The following is a 24613-nucleotide window of genomic DNA, read 5'->3' as shown; positions in this document are numbered from 1 at the left end:
GGTAGGCTACGCGCTTTACCGCAACCCCGGAGACGCGCCTCCGGGGTTGCGGTAAAGCGCGTAGCCTACCACCGCCGCCGTTTCCGCGGCAGGGGCCCGGCGCCGGGGCGCGGCGCTGCACCTGCCGGTCCGCCCGGGCGAGGCGCCGCGGCGGGACAGGTCGGGCGTCCGGGCGATGGCGCTGGGGTAATCCCTGGATGGTAAAATCCCTGGCTTCGCAACCTACTCAACCGGCCCCATATCCGTCTTGCCGGCGCCGGTTTCAAAGAGCCTTCCGAATGAGCAATCCGACCGCCCCCAACCCTGCCCTGGCGGATGCCATCCGCGCCCTCGCGATGGACGCCGTGCAACAAGCCAACTCCGGACACCCGGGGGCGCCGATGGGGATGGCCGAAATCGCCCAGGCGCTCTGGATCAATCACCTGCGCCACAACCCGAACGACCCCGCCTGGGCCAACCGCGACCGCTTCGTGCTGTCCAACGGCCACGGCTCCATGCTGATCTACGCGCTGCTGCACCTCACGGGCTACGACCTGCCCATCGAGGAGCTGAAGAATTTCCGCCAGCTGCATTCCAAGACCCCGGGCCACCCCGAAGTCGGCATCACCCCGGGCGTGGAAACCACCACCGGCCCGCTGGGCCAGGGCCTGGGCAACGCCGTGGGCATGGCGCTGGCCGAGGCGCTGCTGGCCGCCGAATTCAACAAGCCCGGCCACACCATCGTCGATCACCACACCTACGCCTTCACGGGCGACGGCTGCCTCATGGAAGGCATCTCGCACGAGGTCTGCTCGCTGGCCGGCACGCTGAAGCTGTCCAAGCTGGTGGTGCTGTATGACGACAACGGCATTTCCATCGACGGCCACGTCGAGCACTGGTTCGCCGACGACACCGCCAAGCGTTTCGAGGGCTACGGCTGGAACGTCATCCGCGGCGTGGACGGCCACGACGTGGCCGCCGTGGACGCGGCGATCAAGGCGGCGCGCGGCCAGTCGGAAAAGCCGACCCTCATCGTGTGCCGCACCGTGATCGGCAAGGGCGCGCCCAACATGGCGGGCACCCACAACGTGCACGGCGCGCCGCTGGGCAAGGACGAAATCGCCGCCACCCGCGCGGCCCTGGGCTGGAGCGCCGAGCCGTTCCAGATCCCGCAGCCGGTCTACGACGGCTGGGACGCCCGCAAGGCCGGCGCGGCCGCCCAGGCCGAATGGCAGTCGGCCTTCGACGCCTACGCCGAGCAGTATCCCGAACTGGCCGCCGAATTCCGGCGCCGCATGAAGGGCGAGCTGCCCGCCGGCTACGCCGCGCAGTTCCAGGCATTCCTGGAAGCCACCGCACAGAAGGCCGAAACCGCGGCCACCCGCAAGGCCTCGCAGTTCGCCATCGCCGCGCTGGCGCAGGCGCTGCCCGAGCTGCTGGGCGGCTCGGCCGACCTCACCGGCTCCAACTACACCGACTGGAAGGGCGTGGCCGCGGTGCGCGCCGGCGACGGCAAGGGCCTCCAGTTCGGCCGCCACATCAACTACGGCGTGCGCGAATTCGGCATGGCCGCCATCATGAACGGCATCGCCCTGCATGGCGGCTACCTGCCGTTCGGCGGCACCTTCCTGACCTTTTCCGATTACTCCCGCAACGCCATCCGCATGGCCGCGCTCATGAAGCAGCGCGTGGTGCACGTGTTCACGCACGACTCCATCGGCCTGGGCGAAGACGGCCCCACGCACCAGTCCATCGAGCACGCGTCCAGTCTGCGCCTGATTCCCAACCTGTCGGTCTGGCGCCCCTGCGACACGGCCGAGACCGCCGTGGCCTGGAACGCGGCCGTCACGCGCCCGGCCAGCATCGGCATGGACGTGCATGACGGCGGTCCCACCGCGCTGCTGCTCTCGCGCCAGAACCTGCCCTACGTGGAGCGCGACGCGGCCACGCTGCAAGCCATTTCGCGCGGCGGCTACGTGCTGCGCGACGCCGAGGGCGCGCGCGCCGTCATCATCGCCACGGGTTCGGAAGTGTCCATCGCGCTCGATGCGCAGGCCCAGCTTGCCAAGGAAGGCATCGCGGTGCGCGTGGTGTCCATGCCCAGCACCGACGTGTTCGACCGCCAGGACGCCGGCTGGAAGCGCGCCGTGCTGCCGCCCGGCCTGCCGCGCGTGGCGGTGGAAGCGGGCGTCACGGCCTTCTGGCACAAGTACGTGGGCCTGGAAGGCGCCGTGGTCGGCATCGACCGCTACGGCGAATCGGCCCCCGCCGGCACGCTGTTCAAGTTCTTCGGGCTGACCGCCGACAAGGTGGCCGAGACCGTCAAGCAGGTTTTGTAAAAAAGGAGCTCAGTCATGACCATTCGCGTTGCCATCAACGGTTACGGCCGCATCGGCCGCAACATCCTGCGTGCCCACTACGAAAACGGCAAGAAGCACGACATCCAGATCGTCGCCATCAACGACCTGGGCGATCCCAAGACCAATGCGCACCTGACGCGCTACGACACCGCCCACGGCAAGTTCCCGGGCACCGTCGAGGTCGATGGCGACTACATGGTCGTCAACGGCGACAAGATCCGCGTGTTGGCCAACCGCAACCCGGCCGAGCTGCCCTGGGGCGAGCTCAACGTGGACGTGGTGCTGGAGTGCACGGGCTTTTTCACCTCCAAGGAAAAGGCCAGCGCCCACCTGAAGGGCGGCGCCAAGAAGGTCATCATCTCCGCCCCGGGCGGCAAGGACGTGGACGCCACCATCGTCTACGGCGTGAACCACAACGTGCTCAAGGCCGAGCACACCGTCATTTCCAACGCTTCGTGCACCACGAACTGCCTGGCCCCGCTGGTCAAGCCGCTCAATGACAAGCTCGGCATCGAGAACGGCCTGATGACCACGGTGCACGCCTACACGAACGACCAGGTTCTCACCGACGTCTACCACGAAGACCTGCGCCGCGCCCGCTCGGCCACCATGAGCATGATCCCCACCAAGACCGGCGCTGCCGCCGCCGTGGGCCTGGTGCTGCCCGAGCTGAACGGCAAGCTGGACGGCTACGCCATCCGCGTGCCGACCATCAACGTGTCCATCGTCGACCTGTCCTTCATCGCCAGGCGCGACACCACGGTCGAAGAAGTGAACGGCATCCTCAAGGCCGCCTCCGAAGGCGAGCTCAAGGGCATCCTCGACTACAACACCGAGCCCCTGGTTTCGGTGGACTACAACCACAACCCGGCTTCCAGCACCTTCGACGCCACGCTCACCAAGGTGTCCGGCCGCCTGGTCAAGGTGTCGTCCTGGTACGACAACGAGTGGGGCTTCTCCAACCGCATGCTCGACACCACCGTCGCGCTGATGTCGGCCAAGTAAGCCGCCTGACGGCAAGCCCGGAGGGGACGGATTTGCTTTCCGCGCGGGCGGAAAGCGGGTTCGTCCCCTTTGCACGAACCTCCGCAGGAGAACGAATCCCATGCCCAAGGTAAAAACCCTGTCCGCGCTGGCCAAGGCCGGCGAATTGTCCGGCAAGCGCGTCTTCATCCGCGCCGACCTCAACGTGCCTTTCGACGATGCCGGCCGCATCTCCGAAGACACCCGCATCCGCGCCTCCGTGCCCGGCATCCGCCTCGCCCTGGATGGCGGCGCCGCCGTCATGGTCACCTCGCACCTGGGCCGGCCCAAGGAGGGCCAGCTCACCGACGCCGACTCGCTCGCCCCGGTGGCGCAGCGCCTGTCCGAGCTGCTGGGCGCGCCCGTGCAGCTGGTGCGCGACTGGGTGGACGGCGTCACCGTCGAGCCCGGCCGCGTCGTGCTGCTGGAAAACTGCCGCGTGAACCCCGGCGAGAAGAAAGATGACGAAACCCTGGCGCGCAAGATGGCCGCGCTGTGCGACGTCTACGTCAACGACGCCTTCGGCACCGCCCACCGCGCCGAGGCCACCACGCACGGCATCGCGCGCTTCGCGCCCGTGGCCTGCGCCGGCCCGCTGCTCGAGGCCGAACTCGACGCCCTGGGCCGCGCCCTGCACGAACCCAAGCGTCCGCTGGTGGCTATCGTGGGCGGCTCCAAGGTCTCGACCAAGCTGTCCATCCTGCAATCGCTGGCCCACAAGGTCGACCAGCTCGTGGTGGGCGGCGGCATCGCCAACACCTTCATGCTCGCCGCCGGCCTGTCCATCGGCAAGTCGCTGGCCGAGCCCGACCAGGTCGCCGAGGCGCGCGCCGTCATCGATCTCATGAAGCAGCGCGGCGCCGAGGTGCCGATCCCGGTGGACGTGGTGTGCGCCAAGTCGTTCGGCGCCGACGCCGAAGCCACGGTGAAGCCGGCCGACCAGGTTGCCGATGACGACATGATTCTCGACATCGGCCCGCGGACCGCGGCCCAGCTCGCCGACATCCTCAAGAAGGCGGGCACCATCGTCTGGAACGGCCCGGTCGGCGTGTTCGAGTTCGATCAGTTCGCCCACGGCACCGAGACGGTGGCGCGCGCCATCGCCGACTCCGAGGGCTTCTCCATCGCCGGCGGCGGCGACACCCTGGCCGCCATCGCCAAGTACGGCATCGGCGAACAGGTGGGCTACATCTCCACCGGCGGCGGCGCCTTCCTGGAATTCCTCGAAGGCAAGACCCTGCCCGCGGTGGCGGCGCTGGAAGCAAGAAACGCCTGAGCGCGCTTCGCATCCGCATCGGACGGCGCGGCGCTTTCCGCGCCGTCCGGCCGTCAGCGCCCCGCCAGGGGCGCTAATGAGATGGTCAGCCCGATCCCCACGAAGCGGTACGCTGAGTGGGGATCGGTCTTTCTGGGAGCCCTCTCATGAACACCGTCACGCTAATTGGCATTGATCTGGGCAAGCATGGCTTTCATTTGCACGGGCAGGACGCGACCGGCAGAGTGGTGTTTCGCAAGAAGTGCTCGCGCCAGCGGCTGCGCGAGGCTGAGCGCGGCCAGCGGCTCCCGGAACTCCCCCGCATCGGGCCGATCACGGCGAGCGTGCTGATGACAGAACCGGGCGATGCGCGGCAAGTCGGCTCGGCACGCCAGTTCGCCGCCTCGGCGGGCTTGGCGCCTCGCCAGTACAGCACGGGCGGCACACCCACGCTGTTGGGTATCAGCAAGCGCGGCGACAAGAATCTCAGACGATTGTTGGTGCAAGGCGCACGAGCGGTCATGCAACGCATCGGGCGGCGCACGGATCGACTCGGCATCCGGGGGCGCGAGCTGCCGGCAAGGCGTCACTCGAATGTGGCGGCCTGCGCGCTGGCCAACAAATTGGCGAGGATAGCCTGGGCCATCCTCGCCAACGGAACGCACGACCGAAGTGAGCAGGCGGTTGGCGCAGCCTGACCTTCATCACCGTTTTACGCTGTCACTTCCTGGTTTTGCGACGCGAGTACGTGCAGACATAAACGGCTCGACGGCCTGGCAGGAAACCCGGCAAAAAATTCAGCACTTGGATGCTAGGGCGCTTTTGAGGGTTGCCGGGCGCGGCTCTCGTCATGGAGCGGGGACTTGTCCCCAACCGGCTCCGAACAGATTTGGGCAAAGCCCAATTTGCGCCAACACTTCCTCGCTGGCAAAAATCGGGCTGACCATAGATTTTTTCTTGAAAGGCCCGGCGGCGGGCCCTGGGCCTACTCCATCCTGGCGCCCGACAGTTTCACGATGCCGGCGTAGCGGTCGATTTCCGTTCGCATGAACCGGCCGAACGCTTCCGGCGTCTGCGCGTCGGGCACCTGGGCGCCCATGGCCTCCATGCGCCGGCGCATGTCGGGGTCGGCGGCGACCGCATTGATTTCCCGGTTCAGGCGCGCCGCCACGTCCGGCGGCGTGCCCGCGGGCGCCACGATGCCGTACCAGGCGGAGGCGTACATGTCGGCCACGCCCGCTTCCGCGAAGGTGGGCACGTCCGGCAGGGCGGGCAGGCGCTTGCGCGCGGCCACGGCCAGAGCCCGCAGCGAACCGGCCTGCACCTGGGCGAGCGAGCCCGTGTCTATCATCATGTCCACCTGTCCGGCGAGCAGGTCCGCCACGGCCGGGCCGCTGCCCTTGTAGGGGATATGCACCACGTCCACCCCGGTGCGGGCCTTGAACATGCTGCCCGCGAGATGCTGGGACGACCCCACGCCGCCGGAGCCATAGTTGAGTTTTCCGGGCCTGGCCCGGGCCGCCTGCACCAGTTCCTGCACGGAATGGAACGGAGACTGCGCGGGCACCTCCAGAATGTTCGGGATTTCCGCCACGAACGCCACGGGCGTGAAGTCCTTGACCGGGTCGAAACCCAGGCGCGAATACAGGTGAGGATTGGCCGCGTTGGTGGAACTGGTGGCCACCAGCAGCGTGTAGCCGTCCGGTTTCTCGCGCACGAAGGCGGCGGTGCCGATGTTGCCGCCCGCGCCCGCCTTGTTGTCCACGATGACGGTCTGGCCCAGCCGCTCGCCCAGGCGCTGGGCCAGCATGCGGCCCAGCGCATCGGTGGCGCCGCCGGGCGGCCAGGGCACCACGAGCCTGATGGGGCGGTCGGGGTAGCCCGGGCCGGCGTGGCCTGCGGCGGGAAGCAGGGCGGCCGCCAGGGCGGCGAGCGTCAGCGCGCGGCGGGCGCCGCGCCAGAATGCGTAGGACATGCAGTCTCCTGATCGTGTTGTGCTTGTTCGTGCGCGCCCGCGCGAGCGCCTGGCGGCGCGTCGCGCGGGCGCGATGCGGCGCGGGCATGGCACGCGCCGTGCCGTCCGCGACTGTACGCAGGGCCGCTTCTTCCGAAAAGAGATAAAAATTTAAGAAACTTCATTCTGTGAAGGAATGATGCGGCGGGGCCTGCCAGCCGCAAGGCACGCCCGCGCCGGGCTGGTGTAGGCTAGCGCGTGTCGCCGACACGCCTGCGGGCCTATCCCCTTGTCACTTCCGTCTTCCGCCATGCTGCTGCGCCTCTTTCCAGGCTTGAACCATTTCCGGGGAATCACGCGCGATTCCGCCAGGCGGGATGTCACGGCGGGCCTGAGCGTGGCGGCGGTGGCGCTGCCCGTGGGGCTGGCGTATGCGGCCATGATGGGCGTGCCGCCGGTGGCCGGAATCTGGGCGGCCATTGCGGGCATGCTGGGCTATGCGCTCTTCGGATCGTCGCGCACGCTGATCGTGGGGCCCGACACCGCCACCTGCACGCTGATCGCCGCCACGCTGTCCACCATGGCGCTGATCACGCCCGAGGAACGCCTGGCCGGCGCCAGCGCGATCGCGCTGACGGTGGGCCTGGGCTGCCTGGCCGCCCGCGTCCTGCGGCTGGGCGTGCTGGCCAACCTGCTTTCGCGGCCCGTGCTGGTGGGCTACATGGCGGGAGTGGCCGTCACGCTGGCGCTGTCGCAGCTCAGCGGGCTGACCGGCGTGGGGCTGCGCGACAGCGGGCTGGTCCATCCGTTCCTGGAGCTGTCGCGGCGGGTGGGCGAGATCCGCCTGCCCACGCTGTGCCTCGGGCTGGTGTCGTGCGCGGCGCTCATCTGGCTCAAGCGCTACCGGCCGAGCTGGCCGGGCCCCATCCTGCTGGTGGCGCTGGCCTGCGTCCTTTCCTGGATGCTGGACTTTCCGGCGCTGGGCATCGCCGTGGTGGGCGACGTGCCCGCCGGCCTGCCGGCGATCGGGCTGCCGCCGCGCATGGCGGGCATCGACGGCGTGTTGTTGGGGGCGGCCGGCGTGCTGGTGGTGAGTTTTTCCAGCGGCATCGTCACGGCGCGCAGCTTTGCCGCACACTCGGGCGAGCACATCGACCCCAACCGGGAGCTGGTGGGCTTCGGCGCGGCCAACGTGGCGGCGGGCCTGTTCCACGGCTTTGCGGTCACGGGCGCGGATTCGCGCACGGCCGTGGGGCTGGCCGCGGGAGGCTCCTCGCCCCTGACGGCCGCCAGCGCGGCGGTGGCGCTGGCCCTGGTGGTAAGCCTGCTGGGCAAGCCCCTGTACTGGCTGCCCCAGGCCGTGCTGTCTGCCATTCTCCTGCTGGCGGCCGCCAGTCTGTTCGACCTGGCGGCGTTTCGCCGGCTGGCGCGGATTTCCCGGATCGAGCTGGCGTTCGCGCTGCTGGCGGCGGTGGGGGTGGTGGGATTCGGCGTGCTGCAGGGTGTGGCCGTGTCGGTGGGCGCGACGCTGCTCTACGCCATGTACGTGTCGGCCAATCCGCGCGATGCCCTGCTGGGCCGGCTGCCGGGCGAAACCGTGCTGGGCAAGCTGCACCTGAACCCCGACGCCCGGCCCGTGCCCGGCATCGTGGTGTGGCTGTTCGAATCGTCGGTCTGGTTTTTCAATGCCGATGCGTTCCGGCGCCGGGCCCGCGAAATCATGGACCGGGCAGGCGATGTGCAATGGTTCGTGCTGGACGCGGAGGCCATGACGCAGGCGGACGCCGATGCCGTGGAAGCCTTGTACGGACTGAAGCGCGAGCTGGATGCGCGCGGCATCGCGCTGGCCATCGCGGGCGGCCATGGGCAGTTCCGGCTGGCGCTGGAGCGGTCGGGTCTGGCGGACAAGGTCGGGCGCGAGCGCATCTTCGGCAGCGCCGAGCAGGCGGTGGAAGCCATCGAACGCTGGCGCCAGGCGGCGCCCGCGACCCTGGGCTGAGCGGGCCGGCGGCTTTCAGTCGATGATGTGGTAGCCGCCGTCGATATACAGCGTCTGGCCCGTCATGAGGCGCGCGGCGTCCGTGGCCAGCCAGGCGGTGGCTTCGCCCACGTCGTCGATCGAAACCAGGCTGCGGGCCGGGGCCTTGGCCTGGGCGCGGTCCAGCAGCGCGTCGAACTCGGCGATGCCCGAGGCGGCGCGGGTCTTGAGCGGGCCGGGCGATATCGCGTGCACGCGGATGCCATGCGGGCCGAGCTCGGCCGCCAGGTAGCGCGTGGCCGATTCCAGCGCCGCCTTCACCGGCCCCATCATGTTGTAGTGCTCGACCACCATCTGCGAGCCGTAGTAGCTCATGCAGAAGAGGGCGCCGCCGCGCGGCATCAGCGGCTCGGCCAGCTTGGCCATGCGGATGAAAGACCAGCACGACACGTCCATGGCCTGCAGGAAGCCCGCGCGCGAGCAATCGGCGACGCGGCCGTGCAGGTCTTCGCGCGGCGCGTAGGCAATGGAATGCAGCACGAAATCCAGGCTGCCCCATTCTTTGTCGATGCGCGCGAAAACGGCTTCGAGCTGGCCGTCGCGCAACAGGTCCAGCGGCATCAGCATGGCGGCCTGCACCTGCCGCGCCAGCGGCTCGACGTGCACGCGCGCCTTGTCGTTGAGATAGGTGACGGCCAGCTCCGCGCCCAGCGCGCGGAACGCCTTGGCGCAGCCCCAGGCGATGGAGTCCGCGTTGGCGATGCCGGTGACCAGCCCGCGCTTGCCGGCCAGCGGCCGGGCGGCGCTCATTGCGGCCTCACCAGCGCCAGCGTGTGCTGCGCGATGATGAGCTCTTCGTTGGTGCGCACCACATAGACGCCGATGCGGCTCTGCTCGGTGGAGATGCGCGGACCGTGGCGCGCATTGCGCTCGGGGTCGAGCTCCACGCCCAGCCAGCCCCAGTGGTCGGCGATGGCCTGCCGGATCTGCGGCGAATTCTCGCCCACGCCGGCGGTGAAGACGATGGCGTCGATGCCGTTCATGGCGCAGCCCAGCCCCATCATGCCTTCGGCCACGCGCCAGGCGAAATACGCCAGCGCGCGCCGCGCGGCCGGCGTGTCGCTGGCCAGCAGTTCGCGCATGTCGTTGCTGATGCCCGACAGGCCCTTGAGGCCGCATTCGTAATAGAGCAGGTGTTCGATTTCGTCGTGGCCCATGCCCTGCTCCATCATCCAGAGCACGGCGCCCGCGTCCAGCCGGCCCGGCCGGGTGCCCATGGGCAGGCCCTCCAGCGCCGTGAAGCCCATGGTGCTGTCCACGCTCCTGCCCTGGTGGATGGCGCAGGCCGACACGCCGGAGCCCAGGTGCGCGGCCACGATGCGGCCCATGGCGATGTCGGGCAGCGCCTTTTTCAGGCGCTGGGCGATGTATTCGTAGGACAGCCCGTGAAAGCCGTAGCGCCGCACGCCCTGTTCGTACAGGCGCTCCGGCACCGCGTAGCGGTCGGCCACGTCGGAGTGGGTGCGGTGAAACGCCGTGTCGAAGCACGCGACCTGCGGAATCTCGGGACGGCGTTCGCGGATGACGCGGATGGGGGCGAGGTTGTTGGGCTGGTGCAGCGGCGCGAGCGGCGAGAGCGCTTCCAGGCGGGCGAGCAGGGCGTCGTCGACCAGCACCGGCTCGGCCAGGTCGGGCCCGCCGTGCACCACGCGATGCCCGATGGCGAGCGGCGCGCCGCCCAGGTGCCCGCTCAGCCAGGTGCCCACCACTTCCTGGGCGTTGGGCACGTCGGCCGCGTGCCCGGGCGCGATCTCGCGCTCCACCAGTGTTTCGCCCGCGGCATTGCGCACGCGCAGGCGGGGACGTCGGGTGCCGATGCCGTCGAGCTGGCCGCCCAGCCGCGGGGACAGCTCCTGCGGACCCTCGATGTCGTACAGGTGGAACTTGATGCTGGAGCTGCCGGCGTTGATGACGAGGATGGTGTCGGTCATGGCGGGGCTTCTTTCGGTGTCGACGCGCCTGGGCTCAGGCCAGCGGCAGCGCCTGCTGCTGGGCCAGGTAGTGCGCGTAGATGGCCGCCACGGCGCACGAGGCCAGGCGGGTGCGCGGACTGTCGGCGCGGCTGGTCAGGATGATGGGCACGCGCGCGCCGAGCACGATGCCGGCGGCCTCGGCGTTGGCCAGGAAAGTGAGGTTCTTGGCCAGCATGTTGCCGGCTTCCAGGTCGGGCACCACCAGCACCTGGGCCACGCCCGCCACCGGCGAGCGGATGCCCTTGATGCGGGCGGCTTCGGGGCTGATGGCATTGTCCAGCGCCAGCGGCCCGTCCAGCACGCCGCCCTGGATCTGGCCGCGGTCGGCCATCTTGCACAGGGCCGCGGCGTCGATGGTGCCGGGGATGGTGGGCGTGACCTGTTCCACCGCGGAGAGGATCGCCACGCGCGGCTCGCCCAGGCCCAGGCCGATGTGCAGGTCGATGACGTTGCGGATGATGTCGGCTTTGGTTTCCAGGTCGGGGAAGATGTTGATGGCCGCGTCCGTGATGAAGAGCGGCTCCGGGTACGTGGGCACTTCCATGATGAAGACGTGGCTGATGCGCCGGCCGGTGCGCAGCCCGGTGTCGCGCGCCACCACCTCGCGCATCAGCTCGTCGGTATGAAGACTGCCTTTCATGAGCAGGGCGGCTTCGCCGGCGCGCACCAGGCACACGGCCGTCGCCGCGGCTGCGTGGCTGTGCGGCGCGTCGACGATGCGCGTATCGCCCAGGTCGAGCCCGAACTGCTCGGCGGTGGCGCGGATCTTGTGCTCCGGCCCGACCAGCACCGGACGCAGGAGGTTGAGGTCGCGCGCCTCCAGGGCGGCCGAGAGCGAGGGCTCGTCGCAGGGATGCGCGATGGCGCACACCGCGGGCGGCAGGGTCTGGGCGCGCGCGATGAGCCGGTCGTAGTGGGAAGTGGCGGGCAGCGTCATTCCGGTTGGGCCTTGGTCGATTTTCTGCGCGGGGCCGCGCGCCTGGCGGCGGCCGGTTTGCGGGGCGCGGGCGTGGCGGCGCTCGCGGTGGGCGCTTCGCGGCGGGCGGCCGCCACGCGCACGGGCGTCTTGCGCGGCGCGGCCGGCTGGGTTTCCTCGCGCTTGAGCGCGCGGCGCTCGGCGGCCAGGAAAATGCGCTCCATTTCGTCCAGGCTTTCGCGCGCGGCTTCGCTGAGCGGCTGGGCCGCTTCGAGCACCTGTTTCATGGTTTCGAGCGCCTTGCGGATGACGGCGGCTGGCGCGTCGTCGAGCAGGCGCGGCATGGCGCTGATCGCGCCGCGCGCGTCCATGAGCATGATAAGCGCCTGGTCGCGCACGATGTCCTTGAATTCCTCCAGCGTGAGCGCCGTGTCGGACCGGGCCCGCATCCGGCGGATCAGGGCGTAGCTGCGTTCGTCCAGCCCGCCTTCCGCGCCCGCCACATAGAGCAGCATGCGGATGGCCGCCACCTGCGCGCCGCCTTCGTTGATCAGGGAGCGCAGCTCGGCGGCGCGCTCTTCCATGAAGCGGCGGTGTTCCGGCGACACGCCGGGGTGCTTGCGCGGCGGCCCTTCCTTGGCGCCCAGGCCGGCGAGGTCCTGCACCACGGGCGAGCCGTAGACGGTCATGAAAAGCCGCTCGGCCGCGGAGTCGCGCAACTCCTGCCAGATGTCGAGGCTGGTTTCGACCAGATTGGAGAACATTTCCTGGGCGACCAGGAAGGGATTGTCGGGCGAGACGGGCTTGCGGTGGGCGCGCACCTGCTCGGCCACCTTGGCCACGGGCGCGACCCAGGGATTGCGGTCGGAGATCAGTTCGTACGGCAGGCGCAGCGGGTGCAGGCGCTGCGCCCATTCGGCCGACTGCGGCGTCACCATGGCGCGCACCCAGGGCTGCAGGAAGCTGCGGTACAGGCCCAGGTTCATGTCGGAGATGCGCGCCACCGCGGCGAAGCGGCGGTCGTCTTCTTCCTTGCGGTCGACGATGGCGCGCACGTCGTCCACCGCGCGCCGCTCGAAAGACAGCACGTAGTTGCCGTAGGCCAGGTCGGCGTTGGGCGTATCGGGCGTCTTGTCGGCGATCTCGGCCTGGTAGATGCCGGGCGGCAGCACATCGATCATGTCGATGTTGGACGTGAACTCCTGGTGCTCCTTGCGCGCCACGCTGCCCGAGACGAAGATGCCCAGGTGGCCGATGCTCTCGTGCACCGCATAGACGATGGTCTGGCCGTGGGCCAGCACTTCGTCGTCGTTCTGGTAGAGGTCGGGAATCCATCCCAGCGCCTGCGGGGGCGGCGTGATGTTGTCGCCCTTGGAGCAGAACACCACGATGGGCGACCGGATGTTGCGCAGGTCGATGCGGATGCCGTCCGAGGTGACCAGGCCGGCGGTGGCCAGCCGGTTGCCCACGAACAGGTTATCCACGATGTACTGGATTTCGGGGCCGTTGAGAAACACGTGGCCGCCCCACCATTTCTCGAAGCCCAGGTAGCGGCTGGCTTCGGTGTCCACCTTGGAATACAGGTTGTACTGCTTGGTCCAGAGCGTGTTGGCGGGGTTGAGGTTCTCGAAGTTCTGCACCAGCCAGGCGCCGTCGAAGCGGCCGTTGCCGAGGTCGCTGGTCAGGGCGGTGAGCCAGGAGCCGCCCAGCAGGCCGCCCGAATAGCGCATGGGGTTCATGCCGCGCCAGCCGGCCCAGTACGAAAGCGGCGCGCCGGCCACGATGATGGGGCCGAACAGCTCGGGGCGCATGGCCGCCGTCATCATGATCTGCCAGCCCGCCTGGCAATTGCCCACCACGACCGGCTTGCCCTCGGCCTGCGGATGCAGGGCGATGATTTCCTCCAGGAAGCGGGCCTCGGCGTGCATCACGTCTTCGACGGTCTGCGTGGGCATGGGCTGGGGCAGGAAGGTGGCGAAATAGCAGGGATGGCCGGCGCGCACGGCCACGCCGATCTCGCTTTCGGGCTTGAAGCCGCCGATGCCCGGCCCGTGGCCCGCGCGCGGATCCACCACCAGGAAGGGGCGCTTGATGGGGTCGGTTTCGACGCCGGCGGGCGGCTTGATGCGCAGCAGGCCGTAGTTGACGGGGCGGGGCAGCTCGCGGCCGTCCAGCACCAGCTCGAATTCCATGCTCAGCACATTGGGCGCGCGCTGCGCCATGTGCGCGTGATACTGGTTGCCGCGCTGGCGCATCACATCGGCGTACAGGACGCCGCGCTGCCAGGCGTCCAGGGCGTATTCGTAGGCGGCCGTCCAGGGGTTGGCGGACGGGGCGGGGGTGCGATCGTTGCCGGATCCGGCCATGGCGATCTCCTGTAGATATGCTCGCGCCAGCGGATGGCTGGCCTGTTCACCGGTCCATTACACATCAATGGATGTTGCATCGCAACAACCGAGGGGGAGCAGGACGTCAAACTCTGACAAGTAATACGTCCCCGTTTTTGCCAGACGCCCGGGCCTCAGCCCGGATCGTGGCAGACGGCTTCGAGGCGGTTGCCGCCGGGGTCGCGCAGGAAGGCCGCGTAATAATGCGCATGGTAGTGCGGCCGCAGCCCCGGCGCGCCGTCGTCGGCGCCGCCCGAGGCCAGGCCCGCGGCGTGGAAGGCGTCCACGGCCGCGCGGCTGGGCGCCTTGAAGCAGCAATGGCTGCGCGCGCCGGGCGCGCCGGCGGCGCCGGCCAGCACGGAGAGGTACGTGTGCCCGGTGCTGCCGGCCCGGCAGCGCTCGCCGTAGCCCAGGGCGTCCGGGCGGTCGTACACCTTGGCCGCGCCCAGCGGGGCCATGACGGCGTCGTAGAAGACGCGCGCCGCGCCCAGGTCGGGCACGGTGAGCGAAAGGTGGTCCAGGAGCTGCATGGCCGCTCAGGCGCGGGCGGCCGCGTTGTGCTCGAGCCAGCGGACCATCGAGGGCCGTTCCCATTGCGCCTGCACGTAGCGGCGCAGCGTGTCGGGCAGGTCGTCGCGCCACAGCCGGCGCAGCGCCACGGCCAGGTCGGCGTCGGCCAGGCTCCAGTCGCCGAAAAGCGTGGTCTGGCCGGCGCCGATCAGGCACTCGGCCGCGTGCAGCAGTTTGGCCGAGGCCGCACAGGCGGCGTCGCCCAGCGGCGGCCGCTGTTCGTTCCAGAACACCACCTGGGTCGGCCGCTCTTCGCGCAGCGGGGCCAGGTCGCTGCGCAGCCAGGCCTGGAGCTGGCGCGCCCGGGCCCGGTCGCGCGGATCGGCGGGGTAGAGCCGGACGTGCTCCGGCGGCGGAAAGATCTCTTCGAGATATTCCGCGATGGCGGTGGATTCGGTGAGATGGAAGTCGCCGTGGGTCAGGGCGGGAACGCGGCCGGTGAGGGCGCGGCACTGGTACGGGCGCATCCGCTGTTCGCCGGCTTCGAGGTCCACGAGCCGGACCTCGAAAGGCGCGCCTTTTTCGGTCAGCGCCACGTGGGCGGACAGGGCGTAAGGGCTGAGAAAGCGCGAATCGACATATAGCGTGAAAGGCTCGCCCAAGTGTGGTCTCCGGTCAGGCGGGTGTGCTGTCGGCGGGAAGGACGGGCGGCCGGGGCCGCCGCAAGATCCAAGGGTAACGCAATTGAAACCGCGGCGTGTCGCGCGTGCGCCTCAGTCCACGATGAAGAGCCTGGCGCCCGAGGCCGTGGACGAGCGGTGCGGTTCGGCCCCGTCGGCCACCTGGTAGCTCATGCCGGGCTTGAGCACGAACCGGCGGCCGTCCTCCAGCTCGGTGTGCAGCTCGCCTTCCAGGCAGAGCAGGATGTGGCCCTTGGCGCACCAGTGGTCCGCCAGATAGCCGGGGGTGTATTCCACCATGCGCACACGCAGGTCGCCGAAGTGGCGCGTGCGCCAATAGGCCATGCCCGTCTCGCCGGCGTGCTCGGTGGGGGCCACGTCGGACCAGTCGGTGGTGCCGAAGGGAATGTTGCTCATTTCCATGTCGAATATCGCTCTCTGAACAAGAAAAGGCGCGGCAAAGGCTGCCTGTCCCGGCATTATGCGCGATACGGGCGGGGGCGCCGCGCATTGAAAAAAAGCGCCGCAGCCCCTATCTTGCTTGTATTCAGGGCCGGACCGGCGCCGCCGGCGCGGCTGCAACCTCACACTGGGCTGGAACATGGAGTTCAAGGACTACTACAGCATCCTCGGGGTGGAGCGGACCGCCGGCGAGGATGAAATCCGGCGCGCCTATCGCAAGCTCGCCCGCAAATACCACCCCGACGTCAGCAAAGAAAAAGACGCCGAGGCCCGCATGCGCGACGTCAACGAGGCCTACGACGTCCTGCGCGACAAGGAAAAGCGCCTGGCCTACGACAATCTCGCCGCCGGCGTCTCGCCCGACGGCGGCTTCGCCCCGCCGCCCGGATGGGACGAAGGCTTCGAATTCCACCGCGGCGCCGCGCCGGGCGACGAGGCCCAGTTCAGCGAATTCTTCTCTTCGCTCTTCGGCGGGCGCGCCCGCCGCGGCGGCGCGCACCAGGAATTCCGCGCCCGGGGAGAAGACCACCACGCGGCGGTCGAGATCGATCTCGAAGACGCCATCAAGGGCGCCACGCGCGACATCTCCCTGCGCTCCATGCAAATGGACGCCCAGGGGCGGCCGCACATGCAGACGCGCACGCTCAGCGTGCGCATTCCGCCCGGCGTGCGCGAAGGCCAGTACATCCGGCTGGCGGGCCAGGGCATGCCGGGCTACGGCGGCGGCGAAAACGGCGATCTTTACCTGGAAATCCGCTTCAAGCCGCATCCGCGCTACCGCGTGGACGGCCGCGACCTGTACATGAACGTGCCGGTCGCGCCCTGGGAGGCCGCGCTGGGCGCGAGCATCGACGTGCCCACGCCCGGCGGCGCCGTCGAGGTTTCGGTGCCGCCGGGCTCGGCCAATGGCCGCAAGCTCCGGCTGCGCGGCCGCGGCATTCCCGGCGAACCTGCGGGCGATCTCTACCTGGTGCTGGAAGTGGCGCTGCCCCCCGCCGACACGGAGGCCGCCCGGTCGGCCTACCGGAAGCTGCAGCAGGAGCTGCCCTCCTTCAACCCGCGCCGCCACATGGGGGTCTGATTCATGAAGAAGCTCGTCATCGCCAGCTCCACCGTCGTGGGCAAGTCGCAGCCGCTCTCCGCCGATGATCTCGCGCACGCCTGCGGCGCCGAAGTGGAGTGGGTGGCCCAACTGGTCGAAATCGGCATCGTCAACGCGCGCGGCGAACAACCGGCCGAGTGGCGCTTCCACAGCGCCGACCTCGAGCGGGCGTTGCAGGCGCGCCGGCTGGCGCATGCCTTCGGCGGCGACCTGGACGCCGTGGCCCTGATCCTCGACCTGAGCCAGGAGGTGCGGCGCCTGAAAGCGAGGCTGCGGGCGCTGGGCGGCGCCGACCTGGACGTGTGAGGCTGGCCTACACTAGGGCCTGTCAGCGCCAACAGGCCCTAGCGGCCTTGCCGCGTTCCGGCGCATTTCCGCTTCGTCCCCACGGATCTCACCTTGCCGCATTCCGCCAGTTCCACGCTTCCGGCAGGCGCACGCCTCGACGGCCTGAAAGCCTGCCTGCCCGTCATGATCGGGTACTTTCCGGTAGCCGTCACCTTCGGCATCGCCGGCACGGCCGCCGGCCTCACGGGCCCGCAGGTCATCCTGGTTTCCGCGCTCATCTACGCCGGGGCCAGCCAGTTCCTGCTGCTGGCGTCGATCAAGGCCGGCACGCCCTGGATATGGGTGGTGGCGCTGTGCTCGCTGCTCAACGTGCGGCACCTGCTCTACGGCCCGCTGCTGGCGCGCCTGCTTCCGCCCGCCCTTCGCGAGCGGCTGCGACTCGCGTTCCTGCTGACCGACGAAGTCTTCGCCACGGCGTTCAACCGCCTGGAAAGCGTGGCGCCGGCGCGGCGCGGGCGCTGGATGGCGGCGCTGGGACTGGGCGCCTGGCTTACCTGGATCGCCGGAACCGCCGTGGGCGCCCATGCCGGCGACGGCCTGGAGCGCCATTTCCCCATGCTGGCGCAGGTGATGCGCTTCGCGCTGCCGGCGCTTTTTACCGCCCTGGTCTGCCAGAGCGCGCGCGGCGGACTGGGTCTGTCCGTGGCGGCCGCCCTGGCCGGCGCGGGCGCGCTGGCCGCGCTGGGCCACACCAGCCTCGCCATCCTGGCGGGCGCGGTCATCGGCTGCCTGGCCTTCCGTCTGCGGAGGCGCGCATGAACGCGAGCGGTCCGGGGTTCTGGGCGGCCGTCGCCGCCATGGCCGTCATCACCTACCTGACGCGCGCGCTGCCGTTCCTGCTGTCCGAGCGCAGCAGGCTGCTGCGCCGGCTCGCCCGCGAAGGCTCGGCCCTTTCGGCCCTGGGGCCGAGCCTGCTGGCGGGCATCGCGGCGGCCGTCATCGTGCCCGACCTGCTGGACGCCGGGGCGGGCATGCCGGGCCTGGGCGCCTATGCCGGCGGCCTGGCCGCCACCGCGGTGGCCTCGCGCCTGATGAGCAATACCGGCGCGGCGGTGCTGCTGGGCATGGCGGGGTACGGGCTGCTGCTGGCGCTGTCGGGCCAGGGGTGACACGCCGCAGGGCGCGCTACGGCATAATGGTCCGGTTCCCATACGGAGACAGGCCATGCTTACGCTTTATCACGCGCCGCGCTCGCGGTCCTTCCGGATACTGTGGCTGCTCGAAGAACTGGGCGTCCCGTACGACACCGAAATGGTGTCCATCCGCCGCGGCGACGACGGGCACCGGCCGCCGGCCGATTACATCGACATTCATCCCCACGGCAAGGTGCCGGCGCTGGTCCACGACGGGGTTCCCGTGTTCGAGACGCCCGCCATCGCGCTCTATCTCACCGACCTGTTTCCTCAGGCGGGCCTGGGGCCGGTGGTGGGCGACCGCCAGCGCGGGCCCTACCTGACCTGGCTTTCGTATTCCACGGGGGTGCTGGAGCCCGCCTTGGTCGAGCGCGCGTTCAAGCTGCCGCACGCGGGCAGCGCCGCGCTGGGCTGGGCCTCGGCCGACGAGGTCGAGGAAGTGCTCACGCGCGTGCTGGAGTCGCGTCCGTTCTTCCTGGGAGACAAGTTCTCCGCCGTGGACATCGTGCTGGGCGGCTCGATGCAGCACCTGATGCGGGTCAAGCTCATGCCCGAAACCTCGGTCTTCAACGCCTACGTCGAGCGCCTGGCGCAGCGGCCGGCCATGCACCGCGCCCTGCAGCGCGACGGCGACATCGGCGAGAGCGGCGCGACCTGACCTCCGCGCGGGCCGCTCAGCCCGTGATCTGCACGCCTACCCAGAACAGGCCGGCCGCCAGCAGCATGGCGGCGGGCAGGGTCAGCACCCAGGCCAGCAGGATGTTGCGCACGGTATTGCCGTGCAGTCCGCTCTTGCTGGCCACCATGGTGCCCGCCACGCCCGAGGAGAGCACGTGGGTAGTGGAGACGGGCAGGCTGAACACATTGGCCAGGCCGATGGCGCCCACCGCCGTCAGCTGGGCCGACATGCCCTGGGCGTAGGTCATGCCCTGCTTGCCGATTTTCTCGCCCACGGTCAGCACCACGCGCCGCCAGCCGACCATGGTGCCCGCGCCCAGGGCCAGCGCCACGGCGGCGATCACCCAGAACGGCGCGTATTCGGTGGTGGCGGTGAGGTCGGCGCGCAGGCGCTGCAGGTCGGTGCGCTCGCGCGCGGGCAGGTCGGGCATCGCGGCCACTTTCTTGGCCGTGTCGTCCAGGCACAGCAGGTAGCGCCGCACGTTGATGCGCTTGGCGGCCGGCAGCTCGGCGTAGTTGTGCACGCCCTGCAGGTCGGCCTGCAGCGCGGCGATGGTCGGCAGCGTGAGCTTGGCGTCGCAGCGAAAGCCGGGCGGCAGCGGGTCGGTCTGGCGCGCGCTTCCGAGCGCCAGGTAGTCGCCGAGCAGGGTCTGGTTGCGCAGGTAGAACGCGCTCAGGTGGGTGGCGGCGTCGCGGGTGCGCTCGATCTGGTAGGTGGTGCTGCCCGCGTCGAGCACGAAATTGGCGGGCACGATGCCGATCAGCACCAGCATGATGAGGCCGATGCCTTTCTGGCCGTCGTTGGAGCCGTGCACGAAGCTCACGCCCATGGCCGAGAGCACCAGCACCAGGCGGTTCCAGAAGGGGGGATGCTTCTTGTTGTCCAGCGCGCGGCGCTGCTCGGGCGTCTTGTGCATCTTGGACAGCGGCCGCAGCCGCTTCAGCACCAGGAGCAGGGCGCCGGCCACCACGAAGCCCGCCACGGGCGAAACCACCAGCGACAGCCCGATGTCGATGGCCTTGCCCCAGTTCACGCCGTCGGCCACGGGCAGGCCGGTAATGAGCGCATTGGCCAGCCCCACGCCCAGGATGGAGCCGATGAGCGTGTGCGAGCTGGAGGCCGGGATGCCGAAATACCAGGTGCCCAGGTTCCAGGCGATGGCCGCGGCCAGCATGGCGAACACCATGGCCAGCCCGCGGCCCGTATCCACATTGATGAGCAGTTCCACCGGCAGCAGGTGCACGATGGCGTAGGCCACGCCCACGCCGCCCAGCAGTACGCCCAGGAAGTTGAAAATGCCGGAGAGCACCACGGCCAGGTGCGGCGGCATGGCCTTGGTGTAGATGACCGTGGCCACGGCGTTGGCCGTGTCGTGAAAACCGTTGATGAATTCGAAGGCCAGCACGAAGGCGAGCGCCAGCACGAGACTGAGGCCGACCCAGAAATCCAGGCCGTGGAAGAGGTCGAACATGGGGGAGCGGGGAGAGGTTCCGGCAAGGTGGCGAGATTATTGCAGATTTGTGAACTGTCCCCGTTCCGGCAGCGGCCATGAATTCATCGCCGCGCAAATGCGATAGCATCGGGAACGGCGTGCGGCCTGGATGTTGCGCCCTGCGGCCGCGTCGCCCTATTTTGTATCTTTGTGTATCTTTTCTCTCCGCATCCCATGACCGATTCCGCCCGCATCGTCCGCCGCCATCCCGATGAGCTCGTCATTGGCCTGGTGTCGGTTTCAGACCGCGCCTCCGCCGGCGTCTACGAAGACCAGGGGCTGCCCGCGCTGCGCGAATGGCTGGGTTCGGCGCTGGCCTCGCCCTGGCAGGCGGTGGAGCGGCTCATCCCCGACGAGCGCGAGCGCATTTCACAGGCCCTGATCGAACTGGTGGACGACAACGGCTGCGACCTGGTGCTCACCACCGGCGGCACGGGGCCCGCGCGGCGCGACGTCACGCCGGAGGCCACGCTGGCCGTGGGCACCCGCGAAATGCCGGGGTTTGGCGAGCAGATGCGCCAGATCAGCCTGCGCTTCGTGCCGACCGCCATTCTGTCGCGCCAGGTGGCGGTCATCCGCGAAACGCCGAGCCATGCGGCGCTCATCGTGAACCTGCCCGGCCAGCCCAAGGCCATACGCGAGACGCTGGAAGGGCTGAAGTCCGAGGACGGCGCGGTGCTGGCGCCGGGCATCTTCGCCGCCATTCCCTATTGCATCGACCTCATCGGCGGCCCTTACGCCGAGACGCGGCCCGAGGTGATCGCGGCCTTCCGGCCCAAGTCGGCGCGCCGTCAGGCCCGCGGGTGAGCCGGGCGCTGCGGTATAGTTGGCCGCGTTTTCCATCCGCGCATCCAGAGAGTTCCCGATGAAGGCCCGTATCGTTCTGCCCCTTGCCGCCCTGACCCTGTTGTCCGCCTGCGCCAACGTGAAAGACGTGCGCGAACGCGACCCCATCTTCTACGGGTCCACGCCGCGCAGCGCCGAGGAATACACGGCGTGCGTGGCCGAGGCCTGGAAAGGCATGGGCCTGCAGCCCGAGCGGCACGACGTGCGCAACGGGCAGGAACTCGTCCTGCGCAACAGCATGGGCGTGGAGGCGGTGCTGACCACCACGCACTGGAAGGGCAAGACCGAGACGCGCCTGTCCACGCGCATCAACCACCGCGACCAGAGCATCGTCGAGGCCGCGAACCTGTGCCGCTGAACGCCGATGCCGACCGCTTCCGCTGACGGCCGTTTCGGGCGCCGCGACGCACTGCGTCTGGCGCTGGCCGCGCTGGCCTGGAGCGCGGCCGGCCCGGCGCGCGCCCAGGAAGGATTCATCACCCGCAAGCTGAACATTCCCGTGCCGGGCGGCGTGGCCGTGCTGGGCCTGGGAGACGCGCCCGAGGCGCCCGAAGTCGCCTACCTGGGGCGTCGGGCGCTGGTGGTGCGCGAGGAAGGGCGGCGCTGGATCGCCGTGCTGGGCATCCCGCTGTCGGTCAAGCCGGGGCGGCAATCGGCGCGGGTGCGCGATGCGGCGGGCGAGCGCGAGCTGGAGTTCGTCGTGCGGGCCAAGACATACGCCGCCCAGCACATCACGCTCAAGAATCGCCGCCAGGTTCATCCCGATCCGGACGATCTCGCCCGTATCGAACGCGAACTGGATCTCCAGAACGCGGCCTACCGCAGCTACCGCGCCGGCGTGATCCCGAGCAACCTCGTGCTGGACCGGCCCGTGGACGGCGCGCGCCTGTCCAGCCCCTTCGGCCTCAGGCGCTTTTTCAACGGCGAGGAGCGCAACCCCCACTCGGGGCTCGATTTCGCCGCGCCGGCCGGCACGCTCGTGAAGGCGCCGGCAGCGGGTGTCGTCACCCTGGTGGGCGAACTCTTTTTCAATGGCAAGACGGTCTTCCTGGACCACGGGCAGGGGCTGGTGAGCATGTTCTGCCACCTGTCGGCCATCGATGTGAAACAGGGCGACGAGGTGCCGCGCGGCGCGCCGATCGGCAAGGTGGGCGCCACCGGCCGGGCCACGGGGCCGCACCTGCACTGGAACGTCAGCCTGAACGATGCGCGGGTGGACCCCGCGATCTTCATCGGCGCTTTCCGTCCCTGAGGCGCGGGGTCAGTCCTGCCCGGCGGGCTGGGCGATGCGCGCCACCACGTACTGGTACACGCGCTCGGCGTAGCGCAGATCCTCAAGCACGCGGGCCTGCTCGGCTTCCTGCTCTTCGAGGCAGTTGTCGTATTTGGTCTTGGCTTCCGAATACGTGAGGCCCGTGTTGCGCAGGCTGTTGATGAAAGCCTCGCGCGACTGGCGCAGCAGGCGCAGTCCTTCCTCGCCACGGGCGAATCTCCGGCGCGCGCGGGTCAGCGCGTCGGCGGCGGTTTGCAGCTCTTCCTTGGGTTCCATCTTGCTTCGTGCCTGCCCGCGGACGTCGGGGCGCGGCACGCATTTTCGCCCAACGCGCGGTTTTGCGCATCAGGCCGGGCGCGGGGCCGGCGGCAAGAAAAGGAAAAGGGCGTGCCGGCCGGAAGCATCCGGCCGGCGCCCTGCGTCAGCGGCGGGTCTGGGGGCGGTGCGGCGCGGGCGCGCGCTCGTCCTTGTGGCGGAAATTGATGCGGCCCTTCGTCAGGTCGTAGGGCGACATTTCCAGGGTGACGCGGTCGCCGGCCAGGATGCGGATGCGGTGCTTGCGCATGCGGCCGGAGGCGTAGGCGCCGACTTCGATGCCGTTGTCCAGGGTGACGCGATAGCGGCTGTCGGGCAGCACTTCGTCCACGATGCCGTTGAGTTCGATGAGTTCTTCTTTCGCCATTCTCTACTCCTTTGTTCGGTACGCGCCGCGGCGTGCCGCGAGGCGGCTGGCGCGTCGGACGCTGCCGGGCGGCAGGGTCCGGGGTTGAACGTAAAAAACGTCCGGACAGGCGTGGGTATGGGCCACGGCGGCATCCCGAGTGGATGTCTGGTATGACGGATACTCACGCCGCGAGGGCGGTGCGCGCGGTGCGCGGCTTGGTCGCGGCGGCGCTGCTGTGCGCTGCCGGAAGAAGCGGTTGGAGCGGCAGCCACGAACGGCCGCGCTCAGGAGAAACCGGCCGGACCATGCGCCACGATGCTGCCGTGGCCGGGGCCGAACTGGTTTCTGTGCGGAAATTTCACTGTTCTATGTTAGCGCAAACCCGAGGTTTTAGCCAGGATTTATGTCCGCATCGGCGGCGATAGGGCGGTGATGGCGCGGCCGGGGCCCGAGCGCCGGCCGCAGGCCCGGAATTCCGGACCGGAACCTCAGTGGGCCCCGAACCTCAGGCCGCCTCGCCATCGGGCTGGGGCGCGCGTTCGATGGCGCCGGGGTATTGCGGCAGGTCATCGGTGATGTCGTACCACGGGGCTTTGCTCGCCACGTGGCAGTGCGCCATGGGCTTGACGCCGGGATCGTCGTCCAGCGCGCCCAGCGCCAGGCCGTACACGTCGGGCTGCTGGTCGAAGCGCGTGAGCAGGGGCGTGCCGCAGGCCTCGCAGAAGCCCCGGTAATGGCCGGGCGAGGAGCTGTACCACGTGACGTGGTTTTCGCCTTTGGTCCAGGAAAAATCGCCGGCCTGCACCGTGGCCCGGCTGCGGAAGGCCGCGCCGTGCGCCTTGCGGCACATCACGCAGTGGCAATTGACGGCATCGGTGAGCGGGCCGTTGATGGCGTAGGCCACGCGCCCGCAGAGGCAGGATCCTTTGATCATGGCAGGCACCCGGTGGAAAATGGGGAGGGCATGCCACGACTATACCCCGCCGGCGCGCCGGCGTTGCACGACGCCGGCGGAGCCTGTTTTCAGCGCGCCGCGGCCGGGGCGCGGGCCGGTTTCGGATCTTCCAGCTCGAACTGCGTCGCCAGCGCCTCGCCGCGCGATTCGTCGTAGCGGTATCGCAGCCGCAGCGGCTGGCCGCGGCGGATGGCGCGCAGGCTGGCGTTTTCCAGCGCGACGTCGATCTCGCGGTTGACGAATTCGGTGCAGTCGGTGTCGGCGCGCTCGCCTTGGGGAATGACGGCCTCGTTCACGCGCAGCCGGAACAGCAGGCGGGCGATGGCGCTGCCGTCCGTGCGGTACTGCCGCATTTCCAGCGGGGCGTTGGCGACCTTGCCTTGCAGGTCGCAGGAGATGCGCGTCCAGGCGCAGGCCGCGGGCGCCGCGGCGGCCAGCAGGATGGCCGCCAGCGCGCGGGACGAAAGGGCGGATGTCAGGGCGCGTTTCATGGCGCATGGATAAGACGCGGCGCGCATCGCGCGCCGCCGTCCGGCGGATTGCGGAAGGGCTATGTTGCTACCGCTGGCGCGCCAGGGTCAAGG

The 24613-nt window shown here is 69.6% G+C and carries 25 protein-coding genes and 1 pseudogene; 13 read left to right on the top strand and 13 right to left on the bottom strand.

Annotated features, from left to right (window positions below; all coding sequences use genetic code 11):
* The first annotated feature begins 278 nt into the window (after positions 1-278).
* From tkt to NGJ44_RS08430, 4 genes and pseudogenes are all read left to right on the top strand, one after another.
* Positions 279-2318: a transketolase gene (gene tkt, locus NGJ44_RS08445; RefSeq protein WP_251863665.1), complete on the top strand. Its 2040-nt coding sequence runs from the start codon at positions 279-281 to the stop codon at positions 2316-2318.
* Positions 2319-2333: 15 nt separating this feature from the next.
* The gene (gap, locus tag NGJ44_RS08440; protein ID WP_251863664.1) at positions 2334-3344 is read left to right on the top strand and encodes a type I glyceraldehyde-3-phosphate dehydrogenase; all 1011 of its coding nucleotides are present in this window, start codon (positions 2334-2336) and stop codon (positions 3342-3344) included.
* 100 nt (positions 3345-3444) lie between these two features.
* The gene (locus NGJ44_RS08435; protein ID WP_053246467.1) at positions 3445-4638 is read left to right on the top strand and encodes a phosphoglycerate kinase; all 1194 of its coding nucleotides are present in this window, start codon (positions 3445-3447) and stop codon (positions 4636-4638) included.
* 251 nt (positions 4639-4889) lie between these two features.
* Positions 4890-5315: pseudogene (locus NGJ44_RS08430) on the top strand (transposase); the annotation flags it as partial.
* 287 nt (positions 5316-5602) lie between these two features.
* On the opposite strand, the gene NGJ44_RS08425 reads toward NGJ44_RS08430, so the two are convergent.
* Positions 5603-6592 (bottom strand): Bug family tripartite tricarboxylate transporter substrate binding protein, encoded by a 990-nt coding sequence (locus NGJ44_RS08425; RefSeq protein WP_251863663.1) that lies wholly within the window; start codon positions 6590-6592, stop codon positions 5603-5605.
* A 289-nt stretch (positions 6593-6881) separates the two neighbouring features.
* On the opposite strand from NGJ44_RS08425, the gene NGJ44_RS08420 reads away from it, so the two are divergent.
* Positions 6882-8570: a SulP family inorganic anion transporter gene (locus NGJ44_RS08420; RefSeq protein WP_251863671.1), complete on the top strand. Its 1689-nt coding sequence runs from the start codon at positions 6882-6884 to the stop codon at positions 8568-8570.
* 15 nt (positions 8571-8585) lie between these two features.
* Here NGJ44_RS08420 and fabI read toward each other — a convergent pair whose 3' ends face one another.
* The 7 genes from fabI to NGJ44_RS08385 form a co-directional block, all read right to left on the bottom strand.
* The gene (gene fabI / locus NGJ44_RS08415; protein ID WP_251863662.1) at positions 8586-9359 is read right to left on the bottom strand and encodes an enoyl-ACP reductase FabI; all 774 of its coding nucleotides are present in this window, start codon (positions 9357-9359) and stop codon (positions 8586-8588) included.
* Complete coding sequence (locus NGJ44_RS08410) at positions 9356-10540, bottom strand: acetate/propionate family kinase (protein WP_251863661.1); 1185 nt, start codon at positions 10538-10540, stop codon at positions 9356-9358. Before NGJ44_RS08410 ends, fabI begins: the two co-directional genes overlap by 4 nt.
* Before the next feature lie 34 nt (positions 10541-10574).
* The gene (locus tag NGJ44_RS08405) at positions 10575-11519 is read right to left on the bottom strand and encodes a phosphate acetyltransferase (RefSeq protein WP_251863660.1); all 945 of its coding nucleotides are present in this window, start codon (positions 11517-11519) and stop codon (positions 10575-10577) included.
* Positions 11516-13864, bottom strand: a complete 2349-nt coding sequence (locus tag NGJ44_RS08400; protein ID WP_251863659.1) for a DUF3141 domain-containing protein — start codon at positions 13862-13864, stop codon at positions 11516-11518. The genes NGJ44_RS08405 and NGJ44_RS08400 overlap by 4 nt, the downstream gene beginning before the upstream one ends.
* A 155-nt stretch (positions 13865-14019) precedes the next feature.
* A complete protein-coding gene (locus NGJ44_RS08395; RefSeq protein WP_251863658.1) occupies positions 14020-14415 on the bottom strand; it encodes a VOC family protein in 396 nt (131 codons plus the stop codon).
* 6 nt (positions 14416-14421) lie between these two features.
* Positions 14422-15057 carry a glutathione transferase gene (gene yfcF, locus NGJ44_RS08390; protein ID WP_251863657.1) on the bottom strand — a complete coding sequence of 212 codons (636 nt, stop codon included), beginning with the start codon at positions 15055-15057 and terminating at the stop codon, positions 14422-14424.
* Between the two features lie 111 nt (positions 15058-15168).
* Positions 15169-15498: a DHCW motif cupin fold protein gene (locus NGJ44_RS08385; protein WP_251863656.1), complete on the bottom strand. Its 330-nt coding sequence runs from the start codon at positions 15496-15498 to the stop codon at positions 15169-15171.
* A gap of 178 nt (positions 15499-15676) precedes the next feature.
* On the opposite strand from NGJ44_RS08385, the gene NGJ44_RS08380 reads away from it, so the two are divergent.
* The 5 genes from NGJ44_RS08380 (at position 15677) to NGJ44_RS08360 (ending at position 18778) form a co-directional block, all read left to right on the top strand.
* On the top strand, positions 15677-16618 hold the full coding sequence (locus NGJ44_RS08380) for a DnaJ C-terminal domain-containing protein (RefSeq protein WP_251863655.1): 942 nt from the start codon (positions 15677-15679) through the stop codon (positions 16616-16618).
* Between the two features lie 3 nt (positions 16619-16621).
* A complete protein-coding gene (locus NGJ44_RS08375; protein ID WP_251863654.1) occupies positions 16622-16945 on the top strand; it encodes a chaperone modulator CbpM in 324 nt (107 codons plus the stop codon).
* A 93-nt stretch (positions 16946-17038) separates the two neighbouring features.
* The gene (locus tag NGJ44_RS08370) at positions 17039-17746 is read left to right on the top strand and encodes an AzlC family ABC transporter permease (RefSeq protein WP_251863653.1); all 708 of its coding nucleotides are present in this window, start codon (positions 17039-17041) and stop codon (positions 17744-17746) included.
* A complete protein-coding gene (locus NGJ44_RS08365; protein ID WP_251863652.1) occupies positions 17743-18096 on the top strand; it encodes an AzlD domain-containing protein in 354 nt (117 codons plus the stop codon). The genes NGJ44_RS08370 and NGJ44_RS08365 overlap by 4 nt, the downstream gene beginning before the upstream one ends.
* Positions 18097-18151: 55 nt before the next feature.
* Entirely contained in the window at positions 18152-18778 is a 627-nt protein-coding gene (locus NGJ44_RS08360; protein ID WP_053246104.1) for a glutathione S-transferase family protein, read from the top strand.
* Between the two features lie 16 nt (positions 18779-18794).
* Here the strand turns inward: NGJ44_RS08360 and NGJ44_RS08355 are convergent, their stop codons facing one another.
* Positions 18795-20270: an inorganic phosphate transporter gene (locus tag NGJ44_RS08355; RefSeq protein ID WP_053246105.1), complete on the bottom strand. Its 1476-nt coding sequence runs from the start codon at positions 20268-20270 to the stop codon at positions 18795-18797.
* Positions 20271-20465: 195 nt separating this feature from the next.
* Between NGJ44_RS08355 and mog the strand changes: the two genes are divergently transcribed.
* Genes mog through NGJ44_RS08340 form a run of 3 tightly spaced genes read left to right on the top strand, consistent with a single transcriptional unit; the run spans position 20466 to position 22389 of the window.
* Positions 20466-21098 (top strand): molybdopterin adenylyltransferase, encoded by a 633-nt coding sequence (mog, locus tag NGJ44_RS08350; RefSeq protein ID WP_251863651.1) that lies wholly within the window; start codon positions 20466-20468, stop codon positions 21096-21098.
* Between the two features lie 58 nt (positions 21099-21156).
* Complete coding sequence (locus NGJ44_RS08345; protein WP_053246106.1) at positions 21157-21495, top strand: hypothetical protein; 339 nt, start codon at positions 21157-21159, stop codon at positions 21493-21495.
* 6 nt (positions 21496-21501) lie between these two features.
* On the top strand, positions 21502-22389 hold the full coding sequence (locus tag NGJ44_RS08340) for a peptidoglycan DD-metalloendopeptidase family protein (RefSeq protein ID WP_251863650.1): 888 nt from the start codon (positions 21502-21504) through the stop codon (positions 22387-22389).
* Between the two features lie 9 nt (positions 22390-22398).
* On the opposite strand, the gene NGJ44_RS08335 is transcribed toward NGJ44_RS08340, so the two are convergent.
* The 4 genes from NGJ44_RS08335 to NGJ44_RS08320 all read right to left on the bottom strand — a co-directional run bounded on the left by NGJ44_RS08335 (position 22399) and on the right by NGJ44_RS08320 (position 24520).
* Positions 22399-22686 carry a hypothetical protein gene (locus tag NGJ44_RS08335; protein ID WP_053246107.1) on the bottom strand — a complete coding sequence of 96 codons (288 nt, stop codon included), beginning with the start codon at positions 22684-22686 and terminating at the stop codon, positions 22399-22401.
* A 145-nt stretch (positions 22687-22831) separates the two neighbouring features.
* Positions 22832-23092, bottom strand: a complete 261-nt coding sequence (gene infA / locus NGJ44_RS08330) for a translation initiation factor IF-1 (RefSeq protein WP_053246108.1) — start codon at positions 23090-23092, stop codon at positions 22832-22834.
* 487 nt (positions 23093-23579) lie between these two features.
* The gene (locus tag NGJ44_RS08325) at positions 23580-24008 is read right to left on the bottom strand and encodes a GFA family protein (RefSeq protein ID WP_053246109.1); all 429 of its coding nucleotides are present in this window, start codon (positions 24006-24008) and stop codon (positions 23580-23582) included.
* A gap of 89 nt (positions 24009-24097) precedes the next feature.
* Positions 24098-24520: a hypothetical protein gene (locus tag NGJ44_RS08320; RefSeq protein WP_053246113.1), complete on the bottom strand. Its 423-nt coding sequence runs from the start codon at positions 24518-24520 to the stop codon at positions 24098-24100.
* Positions 24521-24613 lie beyond the last annotated feature (93 nt).

The sequence above is a fragment of the Achromobacter sp. Marseille-Q4962 genome (assembly GCF_943737005.1).
Lineage (GTDB): Bacteria > Pseudomonadota > Gammaproteobacteria > Burkholderiales > Burkholderiaceae_B > Achromobacter.
The sequence above is the reverse complement of the archived record's forward strand: the minus strand, read 5'-3'. Positions and strand labels throughout refer to the sequence as shown.

Excerpts from the sequence above, each read along its gene's own strand:
- infA (WP_053246108.1), bottom strand. The coding sequence starts at position 23,092 with ATGGCGAAAGAAGAACTCATCGAACTCAACGGCATCGTGGACGAAGTG.
- gap (WP_251863664.1), top strand. The coding sequence starts at position 2,334 with ATGACCATTCGCGTTGCCATCAACGGTTACGGCCGCATCGGCCGCAAC.
- NGJ44_RS08335 (WP_053246107.1), bottom strand. The coding sequence starts at position 22,686 with ATGGAACCCAAGGAAGAGCTGCAAACCGCCGCCGACGCGCTGACCCGC.
- NGJ44_RS08360 (WP_053246104.1), top strand. The coding sequence starts at position 18,152 with ATGCTTACGCTTTATCACGCGCCGCGCTCGCGGTCCTTCCGGATACTG.
- mog (WP_251863651.1), top strand. The coding sequence starts at position 20,466 with ATGACCGATTCCGCCCGCATCGTCCGCCGCCATCCCGATGAGCTCGTC.
- NGJ44_RS08405 (WP_251863660.1), bottom strand. The coding sequence starts at position 11,519 with ATGACGCTGCCCGCCACTTCCCACTACGACCGGCTCATCGCGCGCGCC.
- NGJ44_RS08375 (WP_251863654.1), top strand. The coding sequence starts at position 16,622 with ATGAAGAAGCTCGTCATCGCCAGCTCCACCGTCGTGGGCAAGTCGCAG.
- NGJ44_RS08365 (WP_251863652.1), top strand. The coding sequence starts at position 17,743 with ATGAACGCGAGCGGTCCGGGGTTCTGGGCGGCCGTCGCCGCCATGGCC.
- NGJ44_RS08410 (WP_251863661.1), bottom strand. The coding sequence starts at position 10,540 with ATGACCGACACCATCCTCGTCATCAACGCCGGCAGCTCCAGCATCAAG.
- NGJ44_RS08325 (WP_053246109.1), bottom strand. The coding sequence starts at position 24,008 with ATGATCAAAGGATCCTGCCTCTGCGGGCGCGTGGCCTACGCCATCAAC.
- NGJ44_RS08340 (WP_251863650.1), top strand. The coding sequence starts at position 21,502 with ATGCCGACCGCTTCCGCTGACGGCCGTTTCGGGCGCCGCGACGCACTG.
- fabI (WP_251863662.1), bottom strand. The coding sequence starts at position 9,359 with ATGAGCGCCGCCCGGCCGCTGGCCGGCAAGCGCGGGCTGGTCACCGGC.
- NGJ44_RS08435 (WP_053246467.1), top strand. The coding sequence starts at position 3,445 with ATGCCCAAGGTAAAAACCCTGTCCGCGCTGGCCAAGGCCGGCGAATTG.
- NGJ44_RS08355 (WP_053246105.1), bottom strand. The coding sequence starts at position 20,270 with ATGTTCGACCTCTTCCACGGCCTGGATTTCTGGGTCGGCCTCAGTCTC.
- NGJ44_RS08425 (WP_251863663.1), bottom strand. The coding sequence starts at position 6,592 with ATGTCCTACGCATTCTGGCGCGGCGCCCGCCGCGCGCTGACGCTCGCC.
- NGJ44_RS08400 (WP_251863659.1), bottom strand. The coding sequence starts at position 13,864 with ATGGCCGGATCCGGCAACGATCGCACCCCCGCCCCGTCCGCCAACCCC.
- NGJ44_RS08420 (WP_251863671.1), top strand. The coding sequence starts at position 6,882 with ATGCTGCTGCGCCTCTTTCCAGGCTTGAACCATTTCCGGGGAATCACG.
- NGJ44_RS08395 (WP_251863658.1), bottom strand. The coding sequence starts at position 14,415 with ATGCAGCTCCTGGACCACCTTTCGCTCACCGTGCCCGACCTGGGCGCG.
- NGJ44_RS08320 (WP_053246113.1), bottom strand. The coding sequence starts at position 24,520 with ATGAAACGCGCCCTGACATCCGCCCTTTCGTCCCGCGCGCTGGCGGCC.
- NGJ44_RS08345 (WP_053246106.1), top strand. The coding sequence starts at position 21,157 with ATGAAGGCCCGTATCGTTCTGCCCCTTGCCGCCCTGACCCTGTTGTCC.
- NGJ44_RS08380 (WP_251863655.1), top strand. The coding sequence starts at position 15,677 with ATGGAGTTCAAGGACTACTACAGCATCCTCGGGGTGGAGCGGACCGCC.
- NGJ44_RS08385 (WP_251863656.1), bottom strand. The coding sequence starts at position 15,498 with ATGGAAATGAGCAACATTCCCTTCGGCACCACCGACTGGTCCGACGTG.
- tkt (WP_251863665.1), top strand. The coding sequence starts at position 279 with ATGAGCAATCCGACCGCCCCCAACCCTGCCCTGGCGGATGCCATCCGC.